This is a genomic window from Bradyrhizobium sp. UFLA05-108 (genome assembly GCF_059803455.1).
In genome coordinates this window covers 1-23,430 of sequence record NZ_JBANAZ010000104.1, presented here as the reverse complement: position 1 = coordinate 23,430, position 23,430 = coordinate 1, and the positions used below count along the sequence as shown (strand labels likewise).

At 60.9% G+C, this 23,430-nt stretch carries 32 protein-coding genes and 1 pseudogene; 18 read left to right on the top strand and 15 right to left on the bottom strand.

Annotated elements, in window-relative coordinates; translation table 11 throughout:
- Positions 1 to 181: 181 nt before the first annotated feature.
- Genes SO140_RS42455 through SO140_RS42440 form a run of 4 tightly spaced genes read right to left on the bottom strand, consistent with a single transcriptional unit; the run spans position 182 to position 1,631 of the window.
- The gene (locus SO140_RS42455; RefSeq protein ID WP_449381955.1) at positions 182 to 595 is read right to left on the bottom strand and encodes a DUF1801 domain-containing protein; all 414 of its coding nucleotides are present in this window, start codon (positions 593 to 595) and stop codon (positions 182 to 184) included.
- Between the two features lie 56 nt (positions 596 to 651).
- A complete protein-coding gene (locus SO140_RS42450) occupies positions 652 to 858 on the bottom strand; it encodes a hypothetical protein (RefSeq protein WP_449381954.1) in 207 nt (68 codons plus the stop codon).
- 27 nt (positions 859 to 885) lie between these two features.
- Complete coding sequence (locus SO140_RS42445; RefSeq protein ID WP_449381953.1) at positions 886 to 1,311, bottom strand: SRPBCC family protein; 426 nt, start codon at positions 1,309 to 1,311, stop codon at positions 886 to 888.
- A complete protein-coding gene (locus tag SO140_RS42440) occupies positions 1,308 to 1,631 on the bottom strand; it encodes an ArsR/SmtB family transcription factor (RefSeq protein WP_449381952.1) in 324 nt (107 codons plus the stop codon). The genes SO140_RS42445 and SO140_RS42440 overlap by 4 nt, the downstream gene beginning before the upstream one ends.
- Before the next feature lie 289 nt (positions 1,632 to 1,920).
- Between SO140_RS42440 and SO140_RS42435 the strand changes: the two genes are divergently transcribed.
- Entirely contained in the window at positions 1,921 to 3,288 is a 1,368-nt protein-coding gene (locus tag SO140_RS42435; protein ID WP_449381951.1) for a metal-dependent hydrolase family protein, read from the top strand.
- A gap of 303 nt (positions 3,289 to 3,591) precedes the next feature.
- Here the strand turns inward: SO140_RS42435 and SO140_RS42430 are convergent, their stop codons facing one another.
- Complete coding sequence (locus SO140_RS42430) at positions 3,592 to 4,860, bottom strand: lipoprotein-releasing ABC transporter permease subunit (protein WP_449381950.1); 1,269 nt, start codon at positions 4,858 to 4,860, stop codon at positions 3,592 to 3,594.
- 187 nt (positions 4,861 to 5,047) lie between these two features.
- Between SO140_RS42430 and SO140_RS42425 the strand changes: the two genes are divergently transcribed.
- Together SO140_RS42425 and SO140_RS42420 are read left to right on the top strand one after the other, a co-directional pair.
- Positions 5,048 to 5,449, top strand: a complete 402-nt coding sequence (locus SO140_RS42425) for a PaaI family thioesterase (protein ID WP_449381949.1) — start codon at positions 5,048 to 5,050, stop codon at positions 5,447 to 5,449.
- Between the two features lie 150 nt (positions 5,450 to 5,599).
- A complete protein-coding gene (locus tag SO140_RS42420) occupies positions 5,600 to 6,211 on the top strand; it encodes a GNAT family N-acetyltransferase (protein WP_449381948.1) in 612 nt (203 codons plus the stop codon).
- Positions 6,212 to 6,325: 114 nt separating this feature from the next.
- Here the strand turns inward: SO140_RS42420 and SO140_RS42415 are convergent, their stop codons facing one another.
- The 3 genes from SO140_RS42415 to SO140_RS42405 all read right to left on the bottom strand — a co-directional run bounded on the left by SO140_RS42415 (position 6,326) and on the right by SO140_RS42405 (position 8,255).
- On the bottom strand, positions 6,326 to 6,631 hold the full coding sequence (locus SO140_RS42415) for a hypothetical protein (protein WP_027523921.1): 306 nt from the start codon (positions 6,629 to 6,631) through the stop codon (positions 6,326 to 6,328).
- A 105-nt stretch (positions 6,632 to 6,736) separates the two neighbouring features.
- Positions 6,737 to 7,423 carry a DUF2161 domain-containing phosphodiesterase gene (locus SO140_RS42410; protein WP_449381947.1) on the bottom strand — a complete coding sequence of 229 codons (687 nt, stop codon included), beginning with the start codon at positions 7,421 to 7,423 and terminating at the stop codon, positions 6,737 to 6,739.
- 151 nt (positions 7,424 to 7,574) lie between these two features.
- Complete coding sequence (locus tag SO140_RS42405) at positions 7,575 to 8,255, bottom strand: SDR family oxidoreductase (protein ID WP_449381946.1); 681 nt, start codon at positions 8,253 to 8,255, stop codon at positions 7,575 to 7,577.
- Positions 8,256 to 8,308: 53 nt separating this feature from the next.
- Between SO140_RS42405 and SO140_RS42400 the strand changes: the two genes are divergently transcribed.
- Positions 8,309 to 9,094, top strand: coding sequence for an SGNH/GDSL hydrolase family protein (locus SO140_RS42400; RefSeq protein WP_449381945.1), 786 nt, complete (start codon positions 8,309 to 8,311; stop codon positions 9,092 to 9,094).
- A gap of 16 nt (positions 9,095 to 9,110) precedes the next feature.
- Here the strand turns inward: SO140_RS42400 and SO140_RS42395 are convergent, their stop codons facing one another.
- The gene (locus tag SO140_RS42395; RefSeq protein WP_498541763.1) at positions 9,111 to 9,854 is read right to left on the bottom strand and encodes a tyrosine-protein phosphatase; all 744 of its coding nucleotides are present in this window, start codon (positions 9,852 to 9,854) and stop codon (positions 9,111 to 9,113) included.
- Positions 9,855 to 9,936: 82 nt separating this feature from the next.
- Here SO140_RS42395 and SO140_RS42390 point away from each other — a divergent pair, with 82 nt between their 5' ends.
- Positions 9,937 to 10,248, top strand: coding sequence for an MliC family protein (locus SO140_RS42390; RefSeq protein ID WP_449381943.1), 312 nt, complete (start codon positions 9,937 to 9,939; stop codon positions 10,246 to 10,248).
- A 115-nt stretch (positions 10,249 to 10,363) separates the two neighbouring features.
- Here SO140_RS42390 and SO140_RS42385 read toward each other — a convergent pair whose 3' ends face one another.
- Together SO140_RS42385 and SO140_RS42380 are read right to left on the bottom strand one after the other, a co-directional pair.
- On the bottom strand, positions 10,364 to 10,567 hold the full coding sequence (locus SO140_RS42385; protein WP_449381942.1) for a DUF2735 domain-containing protein: 204 nt from the start codon (positions 10,565 to 10,567) through the stop codon (positions 10,364 to 10,366).
- Positions 10,568 to 10,828: 261 nt separating this feature from the next.
- Complete coding sequence (locus SO140_RS42380; RefSeq protein WP_449381941.1) at positions 10,829 to 11,089, bottom strand: hypothetical protein; 261 nt, start codon at positions 11,087 to 11,089, stop codon at positions 10,829 to 10,831.
- Positions 11,090 to 11,104: 15 nt separating this feature from the next.
- Here SO140_RS42380 and SO140_RS42375 point away from each other — a divergent pair, with 15 nt between their 5' ends.
- The 5 genes from SO140_RS42375 (at position 11,105) to SO140_RS42355 (ending at position 14,848) form a co-directional block, all read left to right on the top strand.
- Positions 11,105 to 12,139 (top strand): glutamine synthetase beta-grasp domain-containing protein, encoded by a 1,035-nt coding sequence (locus tag SO140_RS42375; RefSeq protein WP_449381940.1) that lies wholly within the window; start codon positions 11,105 to 11,107, stop codon positions 12,137 to 12,139.
- 199 nt (positions 12,140 to 12,338) lie between these two features.
- Complete coding sequence (locus SO140_RS42370) at positions 12,339 to 13,043, top strand: GrlR family regulatory protein (protein WP_498541764.1); 705 nt, start codon at positions 12,339 to 12,341, stop codon at positions 13,041 to 13,043.
- A 19-nt stretch (positions 13,044 to 13,062) separates the two neighbouring features.
- Entirely contained in the window at positions 13,063 to 13,749 is a 687-nt protein-coding gene (locus tag SO140_RS42365; protein ID WP_449381938.1) for a substrate-binding domain-containing protein, read from the top strand.
- 32 nt (positions 13,750 to 13,781) lie between these two features.
- Positions 13,782 to 14,603, top strand: a complete 822-nt coding sequence (locus tag SO140_RS42360; RefSeq protein WP_449381993.1) for a tetratricopeptide repeat protein — start codon at positions 13,782 to 13,784, stop codon at positions 14,601 to 14,603.
- A 95-nt stretch (positions 14,604 to 14,698) separates the two neighbouring features.
- Positions 14,699 to 14,848, top strand: coding sequence for a hypothetical protein (locus SO140_RS42355; RefSeq protein ID WP_007609497.1), 150 nt, complete (start codon positions 14,699 to 14,701; stop codon positions 14,846 to 14,848).
- A gap of 161 nt (positions 14,849 to 15,009) precedes the next feature.
- On the opposite strand, the gene SO140_RS42350 is transcribed toward SO140_RS42355, so the two are convergent.
- A complete protein-coding gene (locus SO140_RS42350) occupies positions 15,010 to 15,987 on the bottom strand; it encodes a helix-turn-helix transcriptional regulator (protein WP_498543999.1) in 978 nt (325 codons plus the stop codon).
- Positions 15,988 to 16,952: 965 nt separating this feature from the next.
- Here SO140_RS42350 and SO140_RS42345 point away from each other — a divergent pair.
- From SO140_RS42345 to SO140_RS42325, 5 genes and pseudogenes are all read left to right on the top strand, one after another.
- On the top strand, positions 16,953 to 17,462 hold the full coding sequence (locus tag SO140_RS42345) for a hypothetical protein (RefSeq protein ID WP_449381936.1): 510 nt from the start codon (positions 16,953 to 16,955) through the stop codon (positions 17,460 to 17,462).
- An 18-nt stretch (positions 17,463 to 17,480) separates the two neighbouring features.
- Positions 17,481 to 17,648: a YjiS-like domain-containing protein gene (locus tag SO140_RS42340; RefSeq protein WP_449381935.1), complete on the top strand. Its 168-nt coding sequence runs from the start codon at positions 17,481 to 17,483 to the stop codon at positions 17,646 to 17,648.
- Positions 17,649 to 17,968: 320 nt separating this feature from the next.
- A complete protein-coding gene (locus SO140_RS42335) occupies positions 17,969 to 18,208 on the top strand; it encodes a hypothetical protein (RefSeq protein WP_498543998.1) in 240 nt (79 codons plus the stop codon).
- 78 nt (positions 18,209 to 18,286) lie between these two features.
- The gene (locus tag SO140_RS42330; protein ID WP_449381933.1) at positions 18,287 to 18,466 is read left to right on the top strand and encodes a hypothetical protein; all 180 of its coding nucleotides are present in this window, start codon (positions 18,287 to 18,289) and stop codon (positions 18,464 to 18,466) included.
- Between the two features lie 476 nt (positions 18,467 to 18,942).
- Positions 18,943 to 19,644: pseudogene (locus SO140_RS42325) on the top strand (GrlR family regulatory protein).
- 780 nt (positions 19,645 to 20,424) lie between these two features.
- Here the strand turns inward: SO140_RS42325 and SO140_RS42320 are convergent.
- On the bottom strand, positions 20,425 to 20,631 hold the full coding sequence (locus SO140_RS42320) for a DUF8220 family protein (RefSeq protein ID WP_498543997.1): 207 nt from the start codon (positions 20,629 to 20,631) through the stop codon (positions 20,425 to 20,427).
- Positions 20,632 to 20,820: 189 nt separating this feature from the next.
- Between SO140_RS42320 and SO140_RS42315 the strand changes: the two genes are divergently transcribed.
- Entirely contained in the window at positions 20,821 to 21,030 is a 210-nt protein-coding gene (locus SO140_RS42315; RefSeq protein WP_449381931.1) for a hypothetical protein, read from the top strand.
- Between the two features lie 106 nt (positions 21,031 to 21,136).
- Here SO140_RS42315 and SO140_RS42310 read toward each other — a convergent pair whose 3' ends face one another.
- Positions 21,137 to 21,502 (bottom strand): hypothetical protein, encoded by a 366-nt coding sequence (locus SO140_RS42310; RefSeq protein WP_449381930.1) that lies wholly within the window; start codon positions 21,500 to 21,502, stop codon positions 21,137 to 21,139.
- Between the two features lie 180 nt (positions 21,503 to 21,682).
- Positions 21,683 to 22,036 carry a hypothetical protein gene (locus tag SO140_RS42305; RefSeq protein ID WP_449381929.1) on the bottom strand — a complete coding sequence of 118 codons (354 nt, stop codon included), beginning with the start codon at positions 22,034 to 22,036 and terminating at the stop codon, positions 21,683 to 21,685.
- Between the two features lie 274 nt (positions 22,037 to 22,310).
- Here SO140_RS42305 and SO140_RS42300 point away from each other — a divergent pair, with 274 nt between their 5' ends.
- Both SO140_RS42300 and SO140_RS42295 read left to right on the top strand, forming a co-directional pair.
- Positions 22,311 to 22,610 carry a hypothetical protein gene (locus tag SO140_RS42300; RefSeq protein ID WP_498543996.1) on the top strand — a complete coding sequence of 100 codons (300 nt, stop codon included), beginning with the start codon at positions 22,311 to 22,313 and terminating at the stop codon, positions 22,608 to 22,610.
- 211 nt (positions 22,611 to 22,821) lie between these two features.
- Positions 22,822 to 23,208 carry a hypothetical protein gene (locus SO140_RS42295; protein ID WP_449381927.1) on the top strand — a complete coding sequence of 129 codons (387 nt, stop codon included), beginning with the start codon at positions 22,822 to 22,824 and terminating at the stop codon, positions 23,206 to 23,208.
- The last annotated feature ends 222 nt before the right edge of the window (positions 23,209 to 23,430 follow it).

Below are 23,430 nucleotides of genomic sequence, written 5' to 3'. Positions count from 1 at the left end.
CGAACAAGGAGATGATCTGAAATGATCTAACAACCACTCATCCTTGACCAAGCCCATACAAGTATTCCAGAGGCGGTGACGGGATGCGGAGAAGACGCAGCGTACTGGATGCCCCGCCGGAGCCTGTCATCGGGCTCGCCGAAGACGAGACCCGGTGGCGGGGCATGACGGCGGTAATGCTTCAACCGGCCTTGCGCGGCTTGGCGCGCGCTGCCGCCGGCGCTTTCTTCTTCGCCTTGCCCTGATTGTATTCGATCGCTGCGCGCACGAGCTGCTTCAGCGCCCGCGTGTTGATCTTGTCACCCTCCAGGAAGTCGATCGCGCGGCGCTCATTGCCTTCGAGGCCGGCGTTGAAGAGTTTTTCGGGATCGGCGAGACGTGCTCCGTACATGAAGGTCAGCTTCACCTTGCCCTTGTGGGCATTGGCGACCGCGATGATGCCGTCACGCTCCCACACAGGGCTGCCCATCCATTTCCATTCCTCGATGATCTCGCTGTCGGCATCGAGGATGGTCTGGCGCAGGCCCGCAAACGTCTTGCCGCGCCAGTCGGTGATCCCGGCGATCAGTTGGTCGATCTTTTCCGATGGAGTCATTTGAGTTCCTGTGCTCCGAAATCTGGTCCCGTTCTACGCCAGGCAAGCGATCGCCATCAGCCGCTGCGCCATTTGGTGGCATAGGGCAGGGCGAACAGATAGAGGCCGGAGAGCAGAAGCAGGATGAGCGGGAACAGTGCCAGGAGGCCGATCCAGATCGCCTGCTTCTCCAGTCCCATGGCGAGGACATTGATGAGGACAGCCACCGTGAAGCCAAGCGACAGCCAGCGGTGAACCTGCCGAATCCACATGTTCCAGTTCAATGAGACCTCCTGTCCTACAACGCGGCGTCAGTCTGCTTGCGGCAGAACCTGCTCGAGCTTTTCCAAAAACCGCTTCCATCCGGCATGTGCGCCGCCATAGGCCTGCTTCTGGTCCGGACGGAATCCCACCTGCTCGACGCGGAGCAGAGTTCCGCCGCGCATCGGAGTGAGAGTGAAGGTCACCACGCTCTCCAGATTGTAGGCTGCGTCCTGATGCGCAAAATTCCAGGTGTAGGCGAGCGTCTTGTTCGGCTCGATTGTGAGGACCTCGCAGTCGAGCACGCCGCCCCACTCGCCGGTGAGGTGAAAACGATGGCCCACCGCCGGCACAAAATCGTTCTTCATCAGCCACTCCGAGATCAGATGCGGCTGCGTCAGCGCGCGCCAGAGCTTCTCGGGCGGATGTGCGAACTCGCGCTCGACGACGACGGAACGGGTCTCGGTCTTGCTCATTGGTCCATCCTCTTCAGGAGATCTTCGAGGTCGTCGAACCGGCTTTGCCAGAAGCCGGTCATCTTGCTGGTCCAATCGATCAGCGGGGCGAGCGCGCGAAGCTGCGCGCTGTAATGGGTCTGGCGGCCCTCGTGGCGGTCGCGCACGAGGCCGGCCTGTTTCAATGCCATCAGATGCTTCGACACCGCCGGTTGCGACACACCGGCCCGCGCGGTCAAGGCGCCAACGGTCTGCTCGCCATGACGGCACAGCCGTTCGAAGATAGCCCGCCGGGTCGGATCGGCAAGGGTTCGGAACAGCACATCGTAGGTGGTGGTCATGTCAGAGTTATAACTCGTTGGTTATGGATCGACGTATAACTGGTTGGTTATGAATTTGTCAAGTGTGGGACGCGCCCGACGTCGCTCACGCGCCGCGAAGGAACAGGTCCTTTTTTGAATCAATTGAAGCCAGACGCGACAGCTCCGGTCGCACCTCCGCTCGGGCCGGATGGCTGGCCTGCACGTTTCCGCATGGGTTGTAAGTTGACTCGCTCTGCACGCCGGCGCTGAGTTAGGCCCAAGGCATCGCTGCCGAGGGACGAGCAGACGTGCCGGCAGGAGGGCGGAAATGTCTGACGTGCGCAAGCCTGGTGGCATCTTCATTGTCTTTGTTTGGCTCGTCGCAATTGGCGTGAGCCTTGTTGCTTCATCGCTTGCACGGGCCCAGCAAGGGCCCGCGATCTTGTTCCAGAACGTCCGCATCTTCGACGGCAAGAATGGCGCGCTCTCCGCGTCGTCCAATGTGCTCATCCGCAATGGCAAGATCGAGAAGATCTCGGCCGCGCCGCTCACCGCGGACGCGCAGGCGATCGATGGCGGCAATCGCGTGCTGATGCCGGGCCTGATCGACGCGCATTGGCACGCGATGCTGGTGCGCCCGACGCCGGCGGCTGCGATTGCGGGCGACGTCGGCTATCTGAATTTGCAGGCGGCCGCGGAAGCCACAGCTACGCTCATGCGCGGCTTTACGACCGTGCGCGACATGGGCGGGCCGAGCTTCGGGCTCAAGCGCGCCATCGACGAGGATCTCGTCGCAGGTCCGCGCATCTATCCCTCCGGCGCGATGATCACCATCACCGGCGGTCATGGCGACTTCCGGCAATTGTCCGACCTGCCGCGCACCATCGGCGGCATGCTGAGCCGCATGGAGCTGATCGGCGGCAGCATGGTCGCCGACAGTCCGGACGAAGTTCGCGTGCGCGCCCGCGAGCAGCTCATGCAGGGCGCCTCGCAGGTCAAGCTCACGGCGGGCGGCGGCGTGGCCTCGCCGTTCAGTCCGCTCGACGTCTCGACCTTTACCGAGCCCGAGTTGCGCGCCGCAGTCGAAGCGGCCGAGAACTGGGGCACCTATGTCGCCGTACACGCCTACACGCCGGTGGCGATCCAGCGCTCGATCGCGGCAGGCGTCAGATGCATCGAGCACGGCCACCTCATGGACGAGGCCTCGGCACGCCTGATGGCCGAGAAGGGCATCTGGCTGAGCACGCAGCCGTTCCTCGATCTCGCCGGCGCCGCCGCGCTGGGGCCCTCGGAGCAGGACAAGATGCGCCAGGTGGTAACCGGTACGGAGAGGGTCTATACGCTGGCGAAGAAGTACAAGATCAAGACCGCCTTCGGCACCGACGTCCTGTTCTCCAAGGCGCTAGCCGAAGGGCAGGGCGCGATGCTCGCCGATCTCGCCCGCTGGTACACGCCCGCCGAAGCGCTGGCGATGGCGACCTCGACGAATGGCGAGCTGTTGAGCCTGTCCGGCCCACGCAATCCCTATCCCGGCAAGCTGGGCGTGGTCGAGGAGGGCGCTTTGGCAGACCTGCTGCTGGTCGACGGCAATCCGATCGAGAACATCAAGCTGGTCGCAGACCCCGCGAAGAATTTCGTCGTCATCATGAAAGGCGGGAAAATCTACAAGAATGTGCTGGCGGGCGATAAGAGGTAAGAGGATCGGTACTCTGTCGTCAGTCGTTACAGGCAAATGGCGCCTCAATCTCTGCGTCATCGCCCGCGAAAAGCGAAAGCGGGTGATCCAGTATTCCAGTGGCCGTCGTGGGATATGGAGAAGCCGCGGCGTACCGGGTCGCCCGGTCAAGCCGGGCGACGACATCGAGAGTATGGTGCGCGCACGCGCCCACACTCCGTCATTGCGAGCGCAGCGAAGCAATCCAGGCTGTCTCCGTGGTGGCAGTCTGGATTGCTTCGTCGCAGGGGCTCCGCGTAATGACTGCGTTGCCGGCCAGGGGCACTAGCCGCCGTGCCGCAGCACCTCGATGGGATCGAGCCGCGCGGCGCGCCAGGATGGGTAGAGCGTTGCGAGAAACGAAAGCGTCAGCGCCATGATCAAGACCGCGGAGGTTTCTCCGATCTCGACCTCCGCAGGCAGCTTCGAAAGAAAGTACAGCTTGGTCGGAAACAGTTCGGTTCTGGTCAGCCAGGACATGAACTGCCGGATCGATTCGATGTTGAGGCAGGCCAGAAGCCCGACCACGAAGCCGATCAGCGTACCTGCCACGCCAATCGAGGCGCCGGTGATCAGGAAGATCCTCATGACCGAGCCCCGCGAGGCACCCATGGTTCGCAGGATCGCAATGTCGCTGCTCTTGTCTTTGACCAGCATGACGAGGCCCGACACGATGTTCAAGGCAGCCACGAGGACGATCAGGCTCAGGATCAGGAACATCACGTTGCGCTGGACCTGAAGCGCGCTGAAGAAGGTCGAGTTGCGCTGCCGCCAATCGACCAGGAAGATCGGCCGGCCGGCAGCCTCCATCACGCTCCTGCGAAAGGTGTCGACGCGATCCGGGTCGGTCGTGAACACCTCGATCGCCGTGACATCCCCGCTGCGGTTGAAGTAGGACTGCGCCTCTGCGATCGGCATGAAAATCATGCTCGCGTCGTACTCCGACATGCCGATCTCGAACACAGCCGTGACCTTGTATTTCTTGATGCGCGGCATGACGCCCATTGGCGTCACCGCGCCGTGCTGCGCGACGAGCGTGATGGCATCGCCGGCATGCAGTGAAAGCTGATCGGCGAGTCCCTGGCCGATGGCAACGCCCTGATCGCCATCAAAATGTTCGATCGAACCCTGCTTGATGTTGCCAGCGACCGAAGCGAGCTTGTTGAGATCGGCGGCGCGGATCCCGCGCACCAGAACGCCGGAGGCGTTTGCGGATGATGCCAATGCCGTCCCATCAACGACGGGCGCAGCCAGCCGTACCCCCTTCAACTGGTTGATGCGTTCGGTCACATCGTTCCAGTCGGTCAGAGGTGATTCCAGCGGCTGAACCAGAACATGCCCGTTAAGGCCAAGGATCTTGTCCAGAAGTTCTTTGCGGAAGCCGTTCATGACCGCCATCACGATGATGAGCGTCGCTACGCCCAGCATGATGCCGAGAAACGAAAACCATGCGATGACCGAGACGAAGCCTTCCTTGCGTCGCGCACGCAGATAGCGCGCGGACAGCATCCATTCGAATGGCGCAAAGGGAGCGGTCTTGAGCGGCGCTGTCATGATCCTCAGGGCTCATCAGATTTGTCATTCTGTCCGGTTGCAGGCGGTTTGGCGACCTGGGATCCTCGGGCAAAAAGCGGGCGCGTGGGAGAGGCATCGATATCATCGCGGCCATGACCTCGGACGTCATTGCTTTGCGCCGCGGGACTATTCACGTTGAGAATTCAAGATACTGGGAGGATATCCGATGACTCCGCTCGAAAGACTTCACGCGATGAGGATGCCGTTCGCGGAGCTCATGGGGGTGCAATTCGTCGCGGCCGAACCCGATCGCGTGGTGGCGAAGATGATGGTCAGGCCCGACCTCTGCACGCTCGGCCATATCGCGCATGGCGGCGCCATCATGGCCTTTGCCGATTCCGTCGGGGCCGCCGCGACCGTGATCAACCTGCCGGCGGACGCCAAGGGGACGACGACGCTGGAGAGCAAGACCAATTTCATCGGCGGCGCGAAGGAGGGAACTACAGTGATCGCCACGGCGACCCCGATCCACCGCGGGCGGCGGACGCAGGTCTGGCAGACCCGGCTGGAGACCGAGGACGGCAAGCTGGTGGCGCTGGTGATCCAGACCCAGATGGTCCTCGTATAATTACGGGGCTCTGATTTCATTAACGAATTGGTCGATTGCCATGCCTCTAACTTGGGCGAGTTCCCGTCTTGCAAACCTTGTTGCGTCGCACAATATAGGAGGCCTAGGGATTCGAACGCCTCCTCGAGGGACACCAAGAGGAGTTTTGACGTGGCACTTGAAGAAACCATCCGCACGGAGTCCGTGCAGGGTTATGTGCGGACCCTGATCCAGCAAGAGGAATTGCCGCTCCTACGGGATCATCTGCTGAGACTCGATCCCGAGAGCCGGCACGACCGCTTCAACGGTTTTCTCGACGACAGCTTCATCGAGCGTTACGCCGCCCGCTGTGCGGACGATGGCACCGTGATCGTCGCCTACATCGTCGACGGCGTGGTCCGCGGAGCGGCCGAGCTGCATCCGCCGGAGGGCGATTCGTTGCCCGAAGTGGCGTTCAGCGTGGAAGCCTCGGCGCGCCGCCAGGGCGTCGGCACCGTGTTGTTCCGACGCCTGATCGCCGAAGCGCGCTGGAAGGGTTTTGGGCGCTTGCGCATCACGACGGGCGCGGAGAACCACGCGATGCGGGCGCTAGCGAAGAAGTTCGGCGCGCATCTGACATTCCGGCACGGCGAATCGACCGGCACTATCGATCTCACCAAGACGCCGGAGGCGGAGCTGGCGGATCTTGCTGCTGCGCCGTTCAAGGCCGGCCGCGCGCTGCTGAGCTTCAACAGCACATGGTGGAAGCTGTTTTCCAGCATGTACGGCAATCGCGCCGCCTAAGCACAATCCGCGAAGGTGTGCGGCGGTTTTGTGAAAAGGCCGTGCACAAGCAGAGAATAAAAAAGCGGACCGGCGAGGCCGGTCCGCTTTCGAATCTTCAGAGTCCAGAGCGCTTCAGGTGCCGGTACGCTTGTCGTTGCCAAAGCGGCGCACGACGCGGCGCTCGACCACCACCGAGCGCTGCGCGCCCTGTTCGCCGGCGATCACGCGCGTGGCGGTGATACGGCTGTTGGTACGGGCCTGCTTCTTCACTTCAGCCTGCACGACGTCGAGCGGCATGCCCATCAAGGACGCGGCGATCTCGGCCTGCTGCTCCTGATCGTCCGTGATGCCGATCGCGGCGAAAATCGCCTCGTCCAAGGTCGGCGGATCGTGGCGGACGCGCCGCGTACCGTATTTGGTATTCCAGTCTGCGCTCATGGTAGCCTCATTTCGATCCGGGATACCTAGTGCCGCCTATGTTGCATTGCAATATGAATTTGGTGTGGCATCTCAGTTATTCGCCCTTTGCATTGATGTGTGATGTCAGGGCGGTGACGGTTGACTGGCGTCGAGCGCGATCTTCGGCTGCGGCCAGCGCTTCAGTGCTGCATGGCCGGCCTCGGTCAATCCGTAGATTCCCCGCTCGGCCCGTGCGAACCAGCCATAGACGTTGTGCAGCAGAATCTTGCCGGCATCAGGACACCGCACGCGCAGATCGCGCACCGGCCGCGGGCCATCGGCGAGCGCTGAGGCACAGGCCAACGCCTGCTGGCGATAGGCAGTCATGATGGGTGCGCGCGTGCTGCCGCCGAGGACCGGATCGCCCTGGCGGCGCTGGTGCTCGGCGACGAGCCGCGAGCGCTTCTTCGGCTCACGGCGCGGCGCCGCGGTCGGCGGCTTCACCAGCACCTCGACCTGGCCGCGTTCGGTGACTCCAAGCATGCCGAAGCCGAGGCGGCGGCAGAGATTGCGATAGCGCGCATCGCTCTCGCGCCCCTTGCCGCGCGCGGACATTTTTGCGGCGATCCAGATCTCGTCGCCGGCCGGGGCGCGATCGACAGCCTGCAAGATCAGCTCGAGATTGAAGGCGAGCTTGAGCTCGCCGATCACCACGACAGGCGGATCGCCGGCGCTGAGGCCAACGAGATCGCAGCCGCCGATCTCGCCCTTCACGGCGAAGCCGAGCTCTTCGAGGAAGCGTTTGACGGGCAGATAAAGCGCGGTTTCCACAGGCTGTTCCGTCGGAGAATCAGTTGCGGTCAGTCTAGCCCGGATCGGACTCGCTTCTCGCGCCATTTGATCGGGAGCGCCGGCCATGGCGAAGGCATCGCGCCCGCCGGCAAGCACAGCATCCACTTCAAGGGCGGCTCCTGGTGTCGGACTAAACGCGTCCGCTTACCGGGATCAGCGCACCTGTGACGGCGCTGGATGCATCGCTTGCGAGGAACAGGATTACCTCCGCGAGCTCTTGCGGAGTCACCCATTTCGAGAAATCAGCATCCGGCATGCTGGTGCGGTTGGCTTTGGTGTCGATGATCGAGGGCAACACGGCGTTCACCGTGACCTTGCCCTTCCACTCGTTGGCGAGCGCCTCGGTGAGGCGGTGCACGCCGGCCTTCGAGGCTGCGTAGGCGCCCATGCCGGAGCCGGCCTGGAGCGCGCCCATGGCACCGACATTGACGATGCGGCCGGCCTTCGAGGCCGCGAGATGAGAGAGCGCAGCGCGCGAAGTGTTGAGCGCGGTCAGCACGTTCAGCGCGTACAGGCGCTGCCAGGTCTTGATCTCCCCGTCGCCGACGGTCTCGTAGGCAAAGCCGCCGGCGATGTTGATCAGTGCATCGAGCCGGCCGAAATGTTTTGCCGCCGCCGAGACCGCCGTCTTCGCCTGCGCTTCGTCCGAGAGATCGACCCCGCCGAGCTCGATAAGCTGTGCGGTCGCGACTGCCTGGGAAGGCGCGTAATCGATGCCCGCGACGCGCGCACCGCGCGCCAGCGCCGTCTCCGCCACCACCTGGCCCAGCGCCCCGAGCGCACCGGTCACGACAATGACTTTTCCCTGCACGATGCTCTCCGTCGGTTTAATGCGCGCCGACTATTGCGCGGAGCGAATTGGACTTGCAATGGCGGCAGCTTCAAGGCTGGGCTATAGATGCAACTTTAGATCGTGGAGGAGGTCGTTTCATGTCTGACGTTTTGCCGACCATCGAGTTTCCCGCAGCGATCGTCGATCTAAAATACCCGCTGATGCGGCTTCGGCAGGCGTTGGACGGGAGAGGCCCGGTGCGCATCGTGGCCATGGGATCATCCTCGACCGCCGGACGAGGCGATGTCGTCCCGTATCCTTATCGACTCGAGATGTATCTGCGACAATATTTCAAGGACGTCGTCCACCGGCCGGACATCCGGATTGACGTGCTCAACCGGGGCCGGGGCGGAGAAGAGGCGAACGAAGAACTCGGACGCTTCGACGCCGATATTTTCCATGATGATCCGGCACTGGTCATCTGGCAGGTTGGAACGAACGCGGTCTTTCACAACGACATATACGACGTGGACGTCGTTGCCGGGAACATCAGGAAGGGCCTGGCGCAATTGCGCGCTCGCGGCTTCGAGGTTCTGGTGATTGATCCGCAGTATACGACGAAGATGCTCTGGGATGATCGAGCCGAGCTCTCGGACAAAATGGTCCGGCTGATACGCGATGCCGCCAATGAGGCCGAGGTCAATCTGTTTCAGCGATGGGCGCTCATGCGGCATTGGCACGTGCAGGACAACGTGTCGTTCGAGCAATTGATAGACAGGAGCGATCCTGACAAGCTGCATCAGGGCGACTGGAGCACCCAGCAGATCTCTTTCGCTCTCAAGGACGCCATCATCAAGGCGACCGGCCTGACGGCTTGAGAGGGGCCGCTGTGGCTCACGCTTGCAGATAGCGCTCCTTCAAAACGGTCCGCTCGGCGGCCCCGAGCTTGAGTCCATTGCGCAAATAGGTTTCGAGGTCGCCATAGTCTGCGCGCACGGCTTCAAAGCCGGCGTTGAGATAGGAGGCCTCTACCGAGCCAATCGCGTCGCGGACGTCCTGCGGCAGTTCGGATGCTGCCGATGGATCGCGGCGATAGAACTGGTTCGTCAGGAGATAGTCTTCGGCGATGATATCGTCAGGCACGCCGAGCGCATGAAGGATCAGCGCGCAGGCGAAGCCGGTGCGGTCCTTGCCAGCCGTGCAGTGGATGACGAGCGGAGCGCGGTCTTCGAGGAGATGCCCGAACAGCGCGCGAAAACTGTGCGTGTTGTGGCGAACATAATTGCGGTAGGACTCGCGCATGATCTCCAGCGCAGCCGGTGCAGTCAGCGTGCCTTCGGCCATCCGCGCCTTGAGTGCGGCCACCACCGTCGGCTCGATCGGCAGCGAATGCGTGGTGATCTCGCGCACGCCGCACAGCGCGTCCGCGCGCTCGTCGACGCCGCGGAAATCGAAGGCGCTCCGCACGCCGAGGGCGCGGACGATCTCGACATCGGTCTCGGTGAGGAGGGCAAGATGATTGGAGCGGAAGAGGTGCCGCCAGCGCGTCTGCCGGCCGTCGGTGGTCGGGTAGCCACCGAGGTCGCGAAAATTGCTGGCGCCTTGCAAGGCGAGGTGGCGGGCAGGGGAGTCTGACATAAGATCAGCCTGGGCTATGTTGCCGGCGGAATCGGCTGCGCGGCTCGCGCGATATACTTGAACTCTATTACAGGGGGCGAACATGGACCGGCACCAGGCCATTATTTTGGCTGTCGCCGTCGTGGTGGCAGGTGGAACCTTGAGCGCGACGGGCGCGGTGGCGCAGACGTTTCAGGGCTATCGTTGCGCTGACGGTACGCAGTTCATCGTGGCATTCTACGCGGACGACAGGCGCGCCTTCGTGCAGATCGACGGCGGCGCCATTCCGCTCGCCAAGCGGCTGACACTGTCGGGCGCGCGTTACTCCGGCGCCGGGATCACGCTCAAGATCGGCAAGACCGTCACCACGGTGAAGCATCTCAAGCGGCCCGTCACAGCCTGCGCACTGAGCTGAGCGCAAGAATCAGAACGAGAATCAAAAAAGGGCCGAAACGATCTCGTTTCGACCCTTTTTCAAAATTCCGCCGGACGCTTGCGAGCGCGAGGCGGTACCGAAGGCAACGCGGGCATCAGCGATCCCATTTCGGCTTGGCTTCCTCGATCGCCTCCTGGTGATACCAGCTACCACTGCAGATCGTCTCGACGACGGGCGGCGAGACATGATCAGCCGGCACCCTGGCCTCACTACTCCGGCGACCGCCGAAAGCCGCGCGGCCCCCGACAGGGAATTGGTAGATCGTGGCCGACCCTTGGCCCAAGTTATTGTTCATCATTGCGGTATCTCCTTCAGCCGGAGCGCTTGACCTCCATGGTGCGCCCGACTCGTTCGCTTATGGTTACTGGGTCACCCCATATTGGCCCTGTGCGTCGAAATGCAAAGTGCTGAAAACGATATCATTGTTGGCCTAATTTATGGGCAGTCGAGCGTCTGCATCGTGCAAGGCAGGTTCCCGGTGACCAACGCTTGGGCCATCTCGAAGGTTGCGGGGAGGTGGCAAAGGACTTCCCGAAAATTGCGAGCAATTGACGCTGCTTTAGCCGGCGGCCGGGTGCAGTGCGGCGCATGCCGTGAAATCGGGCGCTTTTTGCAGGTTCTTTGCGGTGCGGGGTAACGTAAAGGTGCGCTGCTTTGCCGCACGCGCCTGTGAATAGCCGGCGAGGTTCGCAGTCTGACGGCTGGTGGTGGAAAACCTCCCGCACTGCGGCGTTTTGGCATGCGAAATGCTTGTAAAGCGCCGGCCGATGGTGGCCGGGTACAACGTGCGGGGGCCACCGGTCCCCACCTTTCGCATCATCTACAGAGAGGCTCAATGACCAAGTACAAGCTCGAGTACATCTGGCTCGACGGATATACGCCGACTCCGAATTTGCGCGGCAAAACTCAGATCAAGGAATTCGCGTCGTTCCCGACGCTCGAGCAGCTTCCGCTCTGGGGCTTCGACGGCTCCTCCACCCAGCAGGCCGAAGGCCACAGCTCCGATTGCGTGCTGAAGCCGGTCGCGGTGTTCCCGGATGGCGCCCGCACCAACGGCGTGCTCGTGATGTGCGAAGTCATGATGCCCGATGGCAAGACCCCGCATGCGTCCAACAAGCGCGCCACCATCCTCGACGACGCCGGCGCATGGTTCGGCTTCGAGCAGGAATATTTCTTCTACAAGGACGGCCGTCCGCTCGGCTTCCCAACGGCCGGCTATCCGGCTCCGCAGGGGCCGTACTACACCGGCGTCGGCTACTCGAACGTTGGCGATGTCGCCCGCAAGATCGTGGAAGAGCATCTCGACCTCTGCCTGGCCGCCGGTATCAACCATGAAGGCATCAACGCCGAAGTGGCGAAGGGCCAGTGGGAATTCCAGATCTTCGGCAAGGGCTCCAAGACCGCTGCCGACCAGATGTGGATGGCTCGCTACCTGATGCTGCGCCTCACCGAGAAGTACGGCATCGACATCGAATTCCATTGCAAGCCGCTCGGCGATACCGACTGGAACGGCTCGGGCATGCACGCCAACTTCTCGACCGCCTACATGCGTGAAGTCGGCGGCAAGGAGTACTTCGAGGCCCTGATGGCGGCGTTCGAGAAGAACCTGATGGACCACATCGCCGTCTACGGCCCGGACAACGACAAGCGTCTGACCGGCAAGCACGAGACCGCGCCCTGGAACAAGTTCAGCTACGGCGTGGCTGACCGCGGTGCTTCGATCCGCGTTCCGCACTCCTTCGTCAACAACGGCTACAAGGGCTATCTGGAAGACCGTCGTCCGAACTCGCAAGGCGACCCATACCAGATCGCTTCGCAGATCCTGAAGACGATCTCGTCCGTTCCGACCGACAAGAAGGCGGCCGCCTAGATCCTACCGGCCCGGACCTTGGGGGCTTGGTCCGGGTTGGCTCTCAAATCCGCCGAGGCCGAGAGGCTTCGGCGGATTTTTGCATTTTGATGACAGTTGGCGATATCGCGCACTGCGGCTGGGGTAACGAAACTTGTCCCCCGCGGACGAAAGCGGGGTACACTCCGCCTCGGATGCGCGCAGGCCGGGGACACGGCTGGTGTTGGAAGGTTTCTACAAGGTACGGTTTCAGCTCGGCGAAGCTGTTGGCCGCAGCGTCATGCATGTCGGCGACGGCAGGATGCTGGGCGGCAACTCGGCCTTTGCCCATATCGGCACTTACGAGAAGGCGGGCGAGGAGGTCGCCATCGTCATCAAGACCGTGCGCCACAATCCCGATCCGAACTATCGCGCGATGGCCGGCACTGATGATGCGACCCTGATCGCGAAGGGCTGGCCGGACGGCGATCTCTATCATTTCAAGGGCGAGCTGAAGGAATTGCCGGGAGTGCCATTCCAGTCGGTGATGATGCCGATCAGGGAGGACGAGGTGCCGATCGCTGGCGGCGTCGGGGAGGGCGGCATCGCCAACGGTCTCTACTCGATCCATCTTCGGATGCTGGATGGCATCGAAGGGGGCCTCACCGGCGTCATGCTGCTCAACCGCGGGCGCATTCTCGGCGGCGATGCCTCGTTCTACTATCTCGGCAGCTACACGGCGGCGAATGGCCGCTGGAAGGGCCAGATCCTGAACCAGGAGCATACGCCGGTCCGCGATGAAAATCCCGTGTTCGGCGGCCGTGAGGTCGGCATCGGCTTCTCCGGCACCTATGACGACGAGCAGGCGGTGCTGGAAGCGACCGCGCTCGCCGGCAAACGCAGCCTGCGGTTGACCGCGGCGCTGAAGCTGATGCATCGCGCCTGATTGGATGTTTTGGAGAACCATGGAAAATACCGTTCGCATGCTCTCGACGCTCGGCCTGATGGGGGCGATGCGCAACCTGTCCGCCGCCTACGAAGCCGCGACGGGTGTCCACATCGACGCCGACTTCGCGCCGACGCAGGCATTGCTCAAGCGCTTACGGGACGGCGAGGCCGCCGATCTCGTGATCCTGACGCGCGAAGGCCTCGACGAGGTCATCGCCGAGGGCCGCGTGGTGGCGCAAAGCGCCGCCGACCTCGCGCGCTCCTATGTCGGCATCGCCGTGGCAGCGGGGCAGGCTCATCCGGACATCGCGAGCGAAGGCGCGCTGCGCAAGACGCTGCTTGCGGCGCGCTCCGTCGCCTACTCGCGGCTAGGCGCGAGCGGGATCTACTTTGCCGAGCTGATTATTCGGATGCGCATTGCAAGCGAGATCAACGCCAAGGCGACCATCGTGCAGCAGGGCTTTACCGCTGAGCGGCTGGTCAGCGGCGAGGCCGATCTCGCCGTGCAGCAGATCAGCGAGTTGAAGCAGGTCGCAGGCATCGAAGTGGTCGGACCGATCCCGCAGGACTTGCAGACGCCGGCGCTGTTCTCGGCTGGCCGCACGACGACGGCGACGAATGCCGAGGCAGCCGATCGGCTGTTGCGCTACCTGGCTTCGCCCGAGGTTGCGCCTGTGTTGCGAGAGTCGGGCCTCGAGCCTTGAATTCGCCAATGCCCGGACGCAACCTGCCGGCCATGCGGAAAGCTCTCTGCGCCATTCTCCTGACCTTCGCGACACCGCTTGCTGCATATGCGCAGTCGGCCGATCTCGTGCTGTGCGATCGGCTGGCGGCCGATCCCAGCGATCCCGACAAACCGGCCGACGTGAAGGGAGTAACCGAGCTTGCAGCCGCCGACATCGCGACCGCGATCAAGTTCTGCAGGACGGCGGCAGGCGGCTCGCGCCGCGCGATGTACGAGCTCGGGCGCGCCTACGCCGCCAATCGGCAGATGGCGGAAGCGATGGCAACCTGGCGCAAGGCGGCCGACAAGGGCTCGAGTGCGGCGATGGTCGAGCTCGGCGTGCTCTACGGCACCGGCGCAGGCGTCGCCAAAGACGAGGCGCAGGCGCGAAAGCTGTTCGAGAAGGCGGCCCAGGCCGGCAATCCCCGCGGCGTCAGCAATCTTGCCGCGCTTGGCGGTTCGCCCGGGGCAGCTCCGGCCGACCCGGCGCGGGCGCGCGAGCTGCTCGGCAAGGCCGCCGAGACCAACGCGGAGGCGCAATATCAGCTCGGCCTGATGCTCGCGAGCGGTGATGGCGGTCAAAAGGACGACGTCGCAGCGCGCGCACTGTTCGAGAAGGCGGCCGCGCAAAACCACCCGGGCGCGCTCGAGCGGATGGGCGCGTTCGCGCAGGAAGGCCGCGGCGGTCCGAAGGATGCGACTGCTGCGAAGGCCTATTATGAGCGTGCGGCAGCGCTGGGCGATGAAGACGCCAAGAAGGCGCTGGAACGTATCCGCTGTCCGTATGCGATCAAGAACAAGCAAGGCCAGCTCGTCACCACGCTTTGCTTCTGAACCGCTCCGGAAATCAGTAGTTCTCGCCAGACAAGCTGTGAAGGAACCCGGTTCGCGTCCCGGTCGTTGAGACCGAAACGAACAGGAGTCGCGACATGATCCGCAAACTGGCGTCCGGCGAATATCGTCTTTATTCGCGCAAGGTGAACCCGAAGACCGGCAAGCGCCGCAACCTCGGAACGTTCAAGAGCCGCGCGGCGGCCGAGAAGCACGAGCGCGAGGTGCAGTATTTCAAGCGGCACTAGAACGCCTTCCCGGACCCAACACAAAAAAATCGAAAACAACCCCATGCAAAGTAGCCGCATGGGACGGTGCGATGGGTTGCGGATTTAACGAAATACGTTGACGCGTCGGGCAAATCAGGGGCATGATGGCATCATCGGAGCGGCACTCGCGGGGGTCGAGGTCATCTGGCACAGCTTCCGGCGCAACGCACGCCACGGGGCGAATCGCCGAAGCGCGCCCTGAACAATCGATTGAAATGCGAAACATCCGAAAAGCCGACCTCTAACGCGATGTCGGAAATTCGCTGCATGCATGCCTGGGACTCGGTCAGCAGCTTGAGCGCCCGTTGGAGACGTAACTCGTTCACGTACCCGGTAAACGATGATCCTGATAGCGCGATCAGGCGCTGCAGATACCGAGGTGAGATGCCTTGGCTGTGGGCTACCATCTCGACGCTAAGCTCTGGCTCCTGAAAGTGTGCAGCGATGTGGTCGAGGATGGCGCTGTGGCGCGCGGCCACGACCCCGCTCACAGTGCTCTCGCCTAAGGGAGTGCACTCGCTGATCGCGAGCGCAACGAGGTCATGGATGTGAGCCAGGACCGCATCACGCAGCCCGGGGGTGGCCAGAGCCCCGTCCTTGAATGCCGACTGTAGATAAGCCATGAGGAGTCGGAGCGCTTCAGTTCGATGAGGGATCGGTCGCATCGCGAGGCTTTCGACATTCGGCACACGCTCTGCAAGCGCTTCGCGGGGCACGGCCAGACCGAATAGCAATCCGTCGACATAGGTGACGGTGGCGGGCTCCGAATGCAGAATTGCGACTGCGCCGCCGGTGCGAAGCTCAATTTCCCGGTAGCGCTGCGACAGCAGGCTTCTGCCAGGAGAGCAGACGATGATTCCGATCGAGTCGTCACCATCAGCCATGCTCGCTCGCAAGCGCTTGAATTGCATGGGGGAGCCCTTCAGTGCGAGCCTGCGCAACCCTCGGACCGCTTGCAACGTTGCATCGGCCTGAAACGGAACGTCCGACAGAGGCTCGATATCGACGTGGACTATGCCTCGCCCAAAGTTCTCTCGCCATAAAGCGACTCTCATCCGCTCCGGAAGCTCGCGTGTTGAGAATCGATGCGATGCGAATTCGGCTGCGTCCGTGGACATGGGGATCTCCAGCCTTGATAAGACGTCGGGATCAAATGCTGTGACAAAATACTGTCGGTATCCGTGATTTGCAGTTCACGCACTGACTTGCTTTTAGGTCGTGCGCATGAGTCCAAGAAATTGAACCATTGACCTGCTAGTCTCATTCACCTGTGATGGATGTCGATGTGAGCTGGTTCACGTGGTGGCGAGCAAATTACGGCTGCAGTGATTGCGAAAGTCGTGATGCCAAAATCTCCCTTGGGAGGAGTCGGTCGTGATGGCTCTATCTCTCGATCGAATTTACATCTTTTGTAGCACGTGCCGGACCTCATTACCACTTTTTCCCGGCCTCTGGCTCAGTGGTTTCAATGATGCTAGAGTAGAGCTGCGCTAGATCCCCCTTGGGGATCCGACGTGAACGGTCAGTGGGGTTGCGGACTGCCGGCCGTTGATTTGAAGATCGGAATACTGAAATTGGAATGCTTGAGTGCTATTGCCCCGCCCTCGGACACATTTCAAAGTACGTTGGGCATGGTTGCTTTGACGCACTACCCTCCGTTCTTCCCAATGACTCGGAGGCGGGTCTCTTTCTAGTCACAACTGTTGTTGTGCGGGTTCGCTAAGAGCCAGTGGGTGACGTATCGACACGAGAAAGATTTATGCGGATGTGAGCGGCTCACATCTGGTGAGGCCGTGTGGCCGCAGCGTGACCGCAAGTTTGTTTTCAATTTGGCCTTTCGAGAGGTTAGATTGCCATGAAGCCGAACACGCCGTGCAAATATGCCCTGGCGCATTGTTCGATAGGATGGCGCCGTAGCACCCTCATTGTTGCGATGTTCTTCACCGCGTGGATAGCTTTGTTCGCAAGCGAAGCTCGCGCGCAATGCACTGCGCGGGACGTCCTGTCGAGCCGACTGAGGTCCGAGAGAACTCCATTAACGAGTACCCCAAGAAGTCCAATCAGATCTGCCGCCGAAGCTTCGGTGTGGAAGACAATCAAAGTAGGCACCTTCGCGGATCCCTTAGCCCTCACTAACGCGTTGCATGCAGCCGGTTGTGGGATCGGAGACGCGGCCGGGGATATTCTCGCTCGACCAGCTTTTGCTCTTAGTACCACTACAAGAAATGTGAATCTCTTTGCAGTATCGGCGGCCGATCTCGGCTTTCGAACCGGTACTGTACCGCTCGCCGAAATTTATGCCCGCGCTCAACTGCTGGGTTTCGGACTCGCGGCAGCAGAGGTCGCGCCACAATTGCGACTTCAATATTTTGATCAACCGATTGGTGAATTTCTCATCATCGGAATGGAGCCAATCAAGACATGGAAGGGCGAGCCTGTCATTCTAACAGTAGCCAATGGCGGAGCAGGACTCATCCTCATCGGCCAAGATGGCCGTGCTGACACACAAATTTGGGTGGCGTCTCATTTTCTGTTCGTGCGGCCTGATGGAGCCGACTCGCTCGAGGCAGCCGCAACACGACTTACGCCCTGAAAGGAAAAGAGCCGCACTTTGTCTGATTTAAGTGACAGGGAGCTCGTGGATATCGGCATCACTCGCGGCGAGATCGACTATGTGGCCTCACACCGCGGTATTGATCCGCGAGGCATGCGACCCGGCGATTGGCTGCGATACCTGCCAACGGCGGACGGTCAGATTGTGCCTACGGACTTCCGATAAGAGTCATAAGCGGCGGTCTTTGGAGGGCGCGGACTGATGTCGTGTCTATCCCAAAGGGCCCGACACTCGAGCGGCTTTCGTGTTAGTCGGCAGGGGGCCAACCTGCGGACCGCGAGCTACAAGCCTTGCGTGCCCTTTGAAGGATTTGCATGCCCCACAGTGAACAGCTTCACATAGTGCGTCCGGGGCCGGCGCTAAGCTGAGGACGGAAATTTGCGCGAAGCAGGAGTCCTGCGGGTGAATTGCTTTTCCGAGTCCGGAAATTGGGAGCAATGCGTCGTGGAAATAGACTGACCGAACAAATTCCAAGGAGCTTTCCTATGGATTATTTCAGTGAGGATTCCGCACATGTTACCAATGGCTTTTTGCTGAACGAACCAGCCGCGAACACTCACGAAGACAGGACCACTCACAAGCGTTGGGCGAAAGCCGTGCTGGCCTTCTATGCCAGCTTGTTCTTGGTTGGCGCGACCGTGATTGGTGTCCACCAGGTCATAACCACGTCAGGCGGCATGGAACAGCATGCCACCTTGCGCGAAGAGAGTCGATCCAACCAGTAACGCCTGATGCATTTTACAAGTGGGGCATTTGCCGTCATCTCAGCGCGTCCATCGCGCCAAACTCGAAGGAGTCAGGTCATGGCAACCGTGGACTATATTCATACCGCGCCATCGGTTCAGGCGACACGAGACTACGACAGATGGATCACTGCTGGCTATGCCATCCTCGGGCTAATCGCGCTTGCTGCGCTCTATTTTGCGTCGGGCGGTCCGGGAAACGGCGAGGCAGCACTCGCCGTTATGTCGGCTATGCCCTAATTTGAGGATGAATGATGCGAGGGCTTCTCATTCTCTTTGTAGCGTTTTCGATCATGTTGGCCACACGAGGCCAGCATCAAACAGATTTCGTGCCGCGCCCGACCGCATCCATGCCAGCAGTTAACGTGCCCTAGGTCGGATTCCAGCTCACGTCGCCCGCTTGGCTTGGTTGCAGGTGGGAAAGTGTATTGCCAATATTCTCGTCGCGCGGCGACCGGTCGCGAACGCGCCGACCGACTGATTTATCCGACGGTTATTTGCGGGTGTCCGGCGAGCGGTGAGGGATCGAAGTCGGCTCTGGGTAAGCAGGCGAAGAACTCAACCTGAGCAAATCCAGCCCGCTGAGCGCCACTGAGCAGACGTCAACGAGAGCTGCGGCAATCGATTTCGCCCCGTGACGATAAACCGGATGGTCTCGGCAGGGCGGCGGTGCTAGGTAGCCTGTTACTCGAAATGGCTTTCCGGCATTTCCTTCGTTGCTGAACTGGCTCTACAAAGTTGAATACGGCGTCAACGATGCGTTCGGCCGCAGCATCATGTGCATGCACAACGGCAAGCTGCTGGGCGGCAATTCCGCCTTTGCGCATCTCAGCACCTATGAGGAGCGTGGCGGTGAAATCATCGGAGAGGTGATCACCGAGCGTCATAACAACGATCCCTACTACAGGCCGCTGATGGGCACTGACGTGCCGCCATCAGCGTGCGCGGCCGGACCAACAGCAATGGCATCCGCTTCGAAGGAGAGGCCGCTCCGGTACCGGGCGCGATGTTCTGGGCCGAGCTTACGCGGCTCGATGACGATGCGTTGCCACCACGGGGCATTGTCGGAGCAGGCGGTATCGCGAACGGGCTCTACGCGATCCATCTTCGCGCTCGACGGCATCGACGCCGGCCTCTCGGGGGGCATGCTGCTGATGGACGGCCGCATCCTCGGCGGCGATGCCTTCTTCTACTACCTCGGTTCGTACGCCTCGGTGGACGGCCGCTGGAAGGGCGAGATGCTCAACCAGGAACATACGCCGGCGAAGGGCGAGAACGCGGTGTTCGGCGGCTATGAAGTCGGGATCGGCTTCTCCGGGAGCTGCACGGCGGACAGCGGCGAGCTCGAAGGCGTCGCGCTCGCAGGCAAGCGCAGCCTGCGCCTTGCTGCTTCGCTCAAGCTGATGCGGCGAGCCTAGGGCGTCGTATGCAGTTCTTCGAATTCCGACAAGCTGTTGTGGTCCCTCGGCGCCTGCCATGAAGCAATCAAACGAAAACACGTCAGACCAGCGTCATATCCCGATTTAGAAAGCCTTAAGGTCTCTCCTTCATATCGCGGGTTCGATGGTGCCATCGGCGCGGCGGATGCCCGGTACCGTCTGGATGCTTGTCCAACGCTCTCGAATACAGATCTCTAACAAAGCCAGCGCGACTAACCGAAGACCTTCGGGGGGCTGCCTCATGGGACGAAGACGCGCGTCGACTTACCAAACCCAACGCAAACTGCTGATTACCCGCGAATGGCGGCGTTGGCTTCAGACTCACTCCATCGATCGCGGGGCAGCCACCGCCCGCGATACGTTGAGGTTCTTTTGCGAACTAGAGGACAAGCGCTCTCCGCTCCTGAAATTCCAAGCGAGGGGGCGAGACAAGTGGAAAATCATCAGCAGCTGGTTGCTGGCTTGCGGCCAGCACGGGGACGGACAATGCCCGCAGTCTTAGACCCCTAAGAGATTGTTGTCTTGGCCAACCACGGAGTGATGAGACTGCGCTCTGCGGTCCCGAGAGGGACGGCGTTGCTGCCCAAAGATCTCGATGTGGCGATCATGATCCGAAATGGCAAAGTGTCGCAGTCGATCCTTGGTTTCGAGCAGATCAAGCAGCTTGCGGCGCGGTGGGAGCCGGCAACCTGGTACCTCCGGGGACTACCTCGGCAGCTATCTCGCGGCCTCGCTGCTGAAGAGGAAGCTTCCGGGACGTCAGCGCTTGCTAGCAAACAACCGCCGCTGCGCAGAATTGATCGCGCTCTCGTTCCAGTCTACTTCCCGCTTCGTTGCCGGCAGATGATGTCGCCTGTCTTCATATTCGCAGTGAAGCGTTCCGTGGATGCCCTGCGCATCTCGCTTTAGAATGGGCCGCTCCCAAATCGGTCCAAGAATTCGTTTGCAGGTGTCATCTTCTTGCATCTGAAGGGCATCCCCAAGGTAATCCGCCCAATCTGTATCAGTTCGTTCCCAACCCGGAACGTGGTGAGCAGTAAATGGCGGGCGTTGCACATTTACAACCCGCAGAGCCATTCGAGATAGTAAGCTGGTCGATGTAGAAGACCGAAACACATTTCATGTCTATTTCAATATGATCAACGGGGGCGAAAAGTGTTTGATGTCTATCGCAACGATAAGCGCGACTTGCTCGTTCTAAGCACCGGTTCTGCGATACCTGTACTGTGCTCGCCAAATAAATGGCGCAAGAGCAGAAGAAGGGTTCTCAAAATCAGCGACGAGATCAAGTCGGCCGTTCAGAGGCAAGGCTATTACGTGCGCAATTTGCGGGTCACCAAGCAGCGATTGATCGAGGTTGAATAGGTCGGGGGCTGATGTCCCCAGGCGCGAGCCTCACCACCAAATCAAGCCACCATCTTCGCGCTCTACCGAGTGCGGGACGGGCTTTTGTTCGAAAGCGCTGTGTCGGTCACATCATGGCCCCGGGGATGAAGCAACGGATGTCGATCCGCAGCAGGTTGCCGAGCGCCCAATAGTAGATGGGCCAGACCATCGTGTGACCTGCGCGGTTCGGCTCCTTGATCACGGCCTCTTCCGGCACGTCCCACCATTGGCTCCTGATGCGCACGCGGTAGTGACCGTCCTTCACGTCCCAATCGGCGTCGGATAGCGCCGTGCCGTCGGCGTCGGAACAGCATGGCCCCTTGGTACTCTTGAGGCTCTCGAACCAGCCGTTGAGTTCGGGGCGGCTATGATCATGCGCGTGCGCCGCGCAGTGCCAAACCAGCAGCGCGATCAAAGCCCTGATAGTGGTCATCAAGAATATCTTCGTCACTGCAATCTCCTTAAAAAGAGATCTGCGCCACGACTTCCGAAATGACTTAGTTCAAATCGCCCGGGTTTCTGATGTGAACAACTTCACATGTTGCGCCGACTCCAGACGAGCTGGGCGGCTCCTAAAATTCCCGGCTGCTGTTAGGTCTGCGATGCGGACACCAGGGTTCAAGTGGCGCGGTCATTGGACGCACCCGTCGTCAGGTTCGGGTCTTGGTTGTGCGCGAACGGATAGGTTGGACGCGGCCGTTGTCACCAATCGTTGCAGGCCGCCGATGTTCTCGCATCGGATCGTTTTGGTCGTGACGATGCGCGAATCGCCTTTATCTCCGCGAACGACGCCGTCCAACGCGTCTCTGGTGCGGAAGCGGATTGCACCCAACGGTGATTGCACCTCCAGATAAATCATTTCGCGTTGTGGTTGGATTTTTTTGCCGCGAGACCTCTCTCTTTGATTGAAGAACGAAATCTTGCTGAAACAGAAAGCTGCTAACAAGAGGGCAATTCGATCTTCGATTGCATTCGTGTTTCTCATCGGCAGTGCGCTTTCATCGCGAGCTTGCGGTGTGAAGAGGTTGGTATTAGGCCGCAGCCAACGGCGCTAAGTTCAATGCGGAAGTTTGCGATTTCTTTATCCAGAGGCGATGCACCACCATCGTAGGCAGCCTTTGCGCCTTCCCTCTGGTATTCAAAAATACAACAAACGAAGAACAATTCCCTGTCCCCGACCCGCCCACGACGGCGAACTAGGGCTCCACTTCATCAACAGAAATGTAGTGGGTATCAATTTCTCTAGGGGAGAATTTAGCATGACACGTTTTGGGCTAATCGCAGGCATTGTTACCATTGTCACAACTGCCGGGGCATCGGCCGCAGAGCTGCCAACGTTTGAAATGATGGGGTTTCCGATTTCGCAGCACCAGGTTGGGGTGATGGGGTCGGTGAATGTTGAGGAACGGCCAGCCGTTCCCACGCTGACCTTGGCTGGCATGCCTGCTTCTCCAACTCAAATCGCGATCTTGACACCGCGCTTGACAGTACCTCATGCGACGGCCGAGGTGCTGGCACTGACCACTGTTGGTCTCACTGTCAAACGCTATCGCCCATAGTTGCCGAAGATGGCTCAGGCTTCAGCGGAGTGTCCCCCAGCGACTGTTGGACTGGCGAGACAAGAGTTCGCAAAGAAAACAAATCCTATTTCAGAGGTTATGCGCCTCCGAGTGATGTTCGAGAATCATTGCAGTGCGGTGCCCTTGAGCTGATCCGGCAACAGATCCTCATTTGGGCCGATTGGTTGTCTGACGATTTGGATTAACGTCGATGCTCTCTAATCTATTCGCCCTCGCGCTGATCGTATGGGCCGGCGCCGCGCTCGCGCACGATCACAATCGGGCCGATCTGTCGAAGTGGTTCGAGAAGCTTCGTGACGGAAAGGGAGATCTATGCTGCGATGGTAGCGAAGCAATGCATTTGTCCGAGGTAGACTGGGAGATTAGCGGCAACCGTTACCGCGTCCGCGTGCCGACGACGTCCGTGGGCTTTCGGCGCGCGATGGTCGGCGCCACCAATGTCGAAACCGAGTGGGTTTACGTGCCCGACGACGCCGTCATCGACGAGCCGAACAGGGCTAGCGTGGCGCTGGTCTGGCCGCTGTACGGCCCGATGGGTGTGAGTGTTCGCTGCTTCATGCCGGGAACGATGACGTGAAACGCGCGGTTTGTTGTTGCCCACCCTGCGACCACCTAATTGGCGCTGGCCCACTCAGGAGGCAAATGCGAAGAACTCGCTTGAACAAATATGGTCCGCTATTGCGCCGTGTCCGAACCTCGACGAGCCGCGCCACTTCGCGGATGGGCCGATTCCGTTGAAAAAGGGCGGCAGTAATCCGATGTATTGGCGTCAGCGGCGATGCGGCCGAGCGGCTGTGTC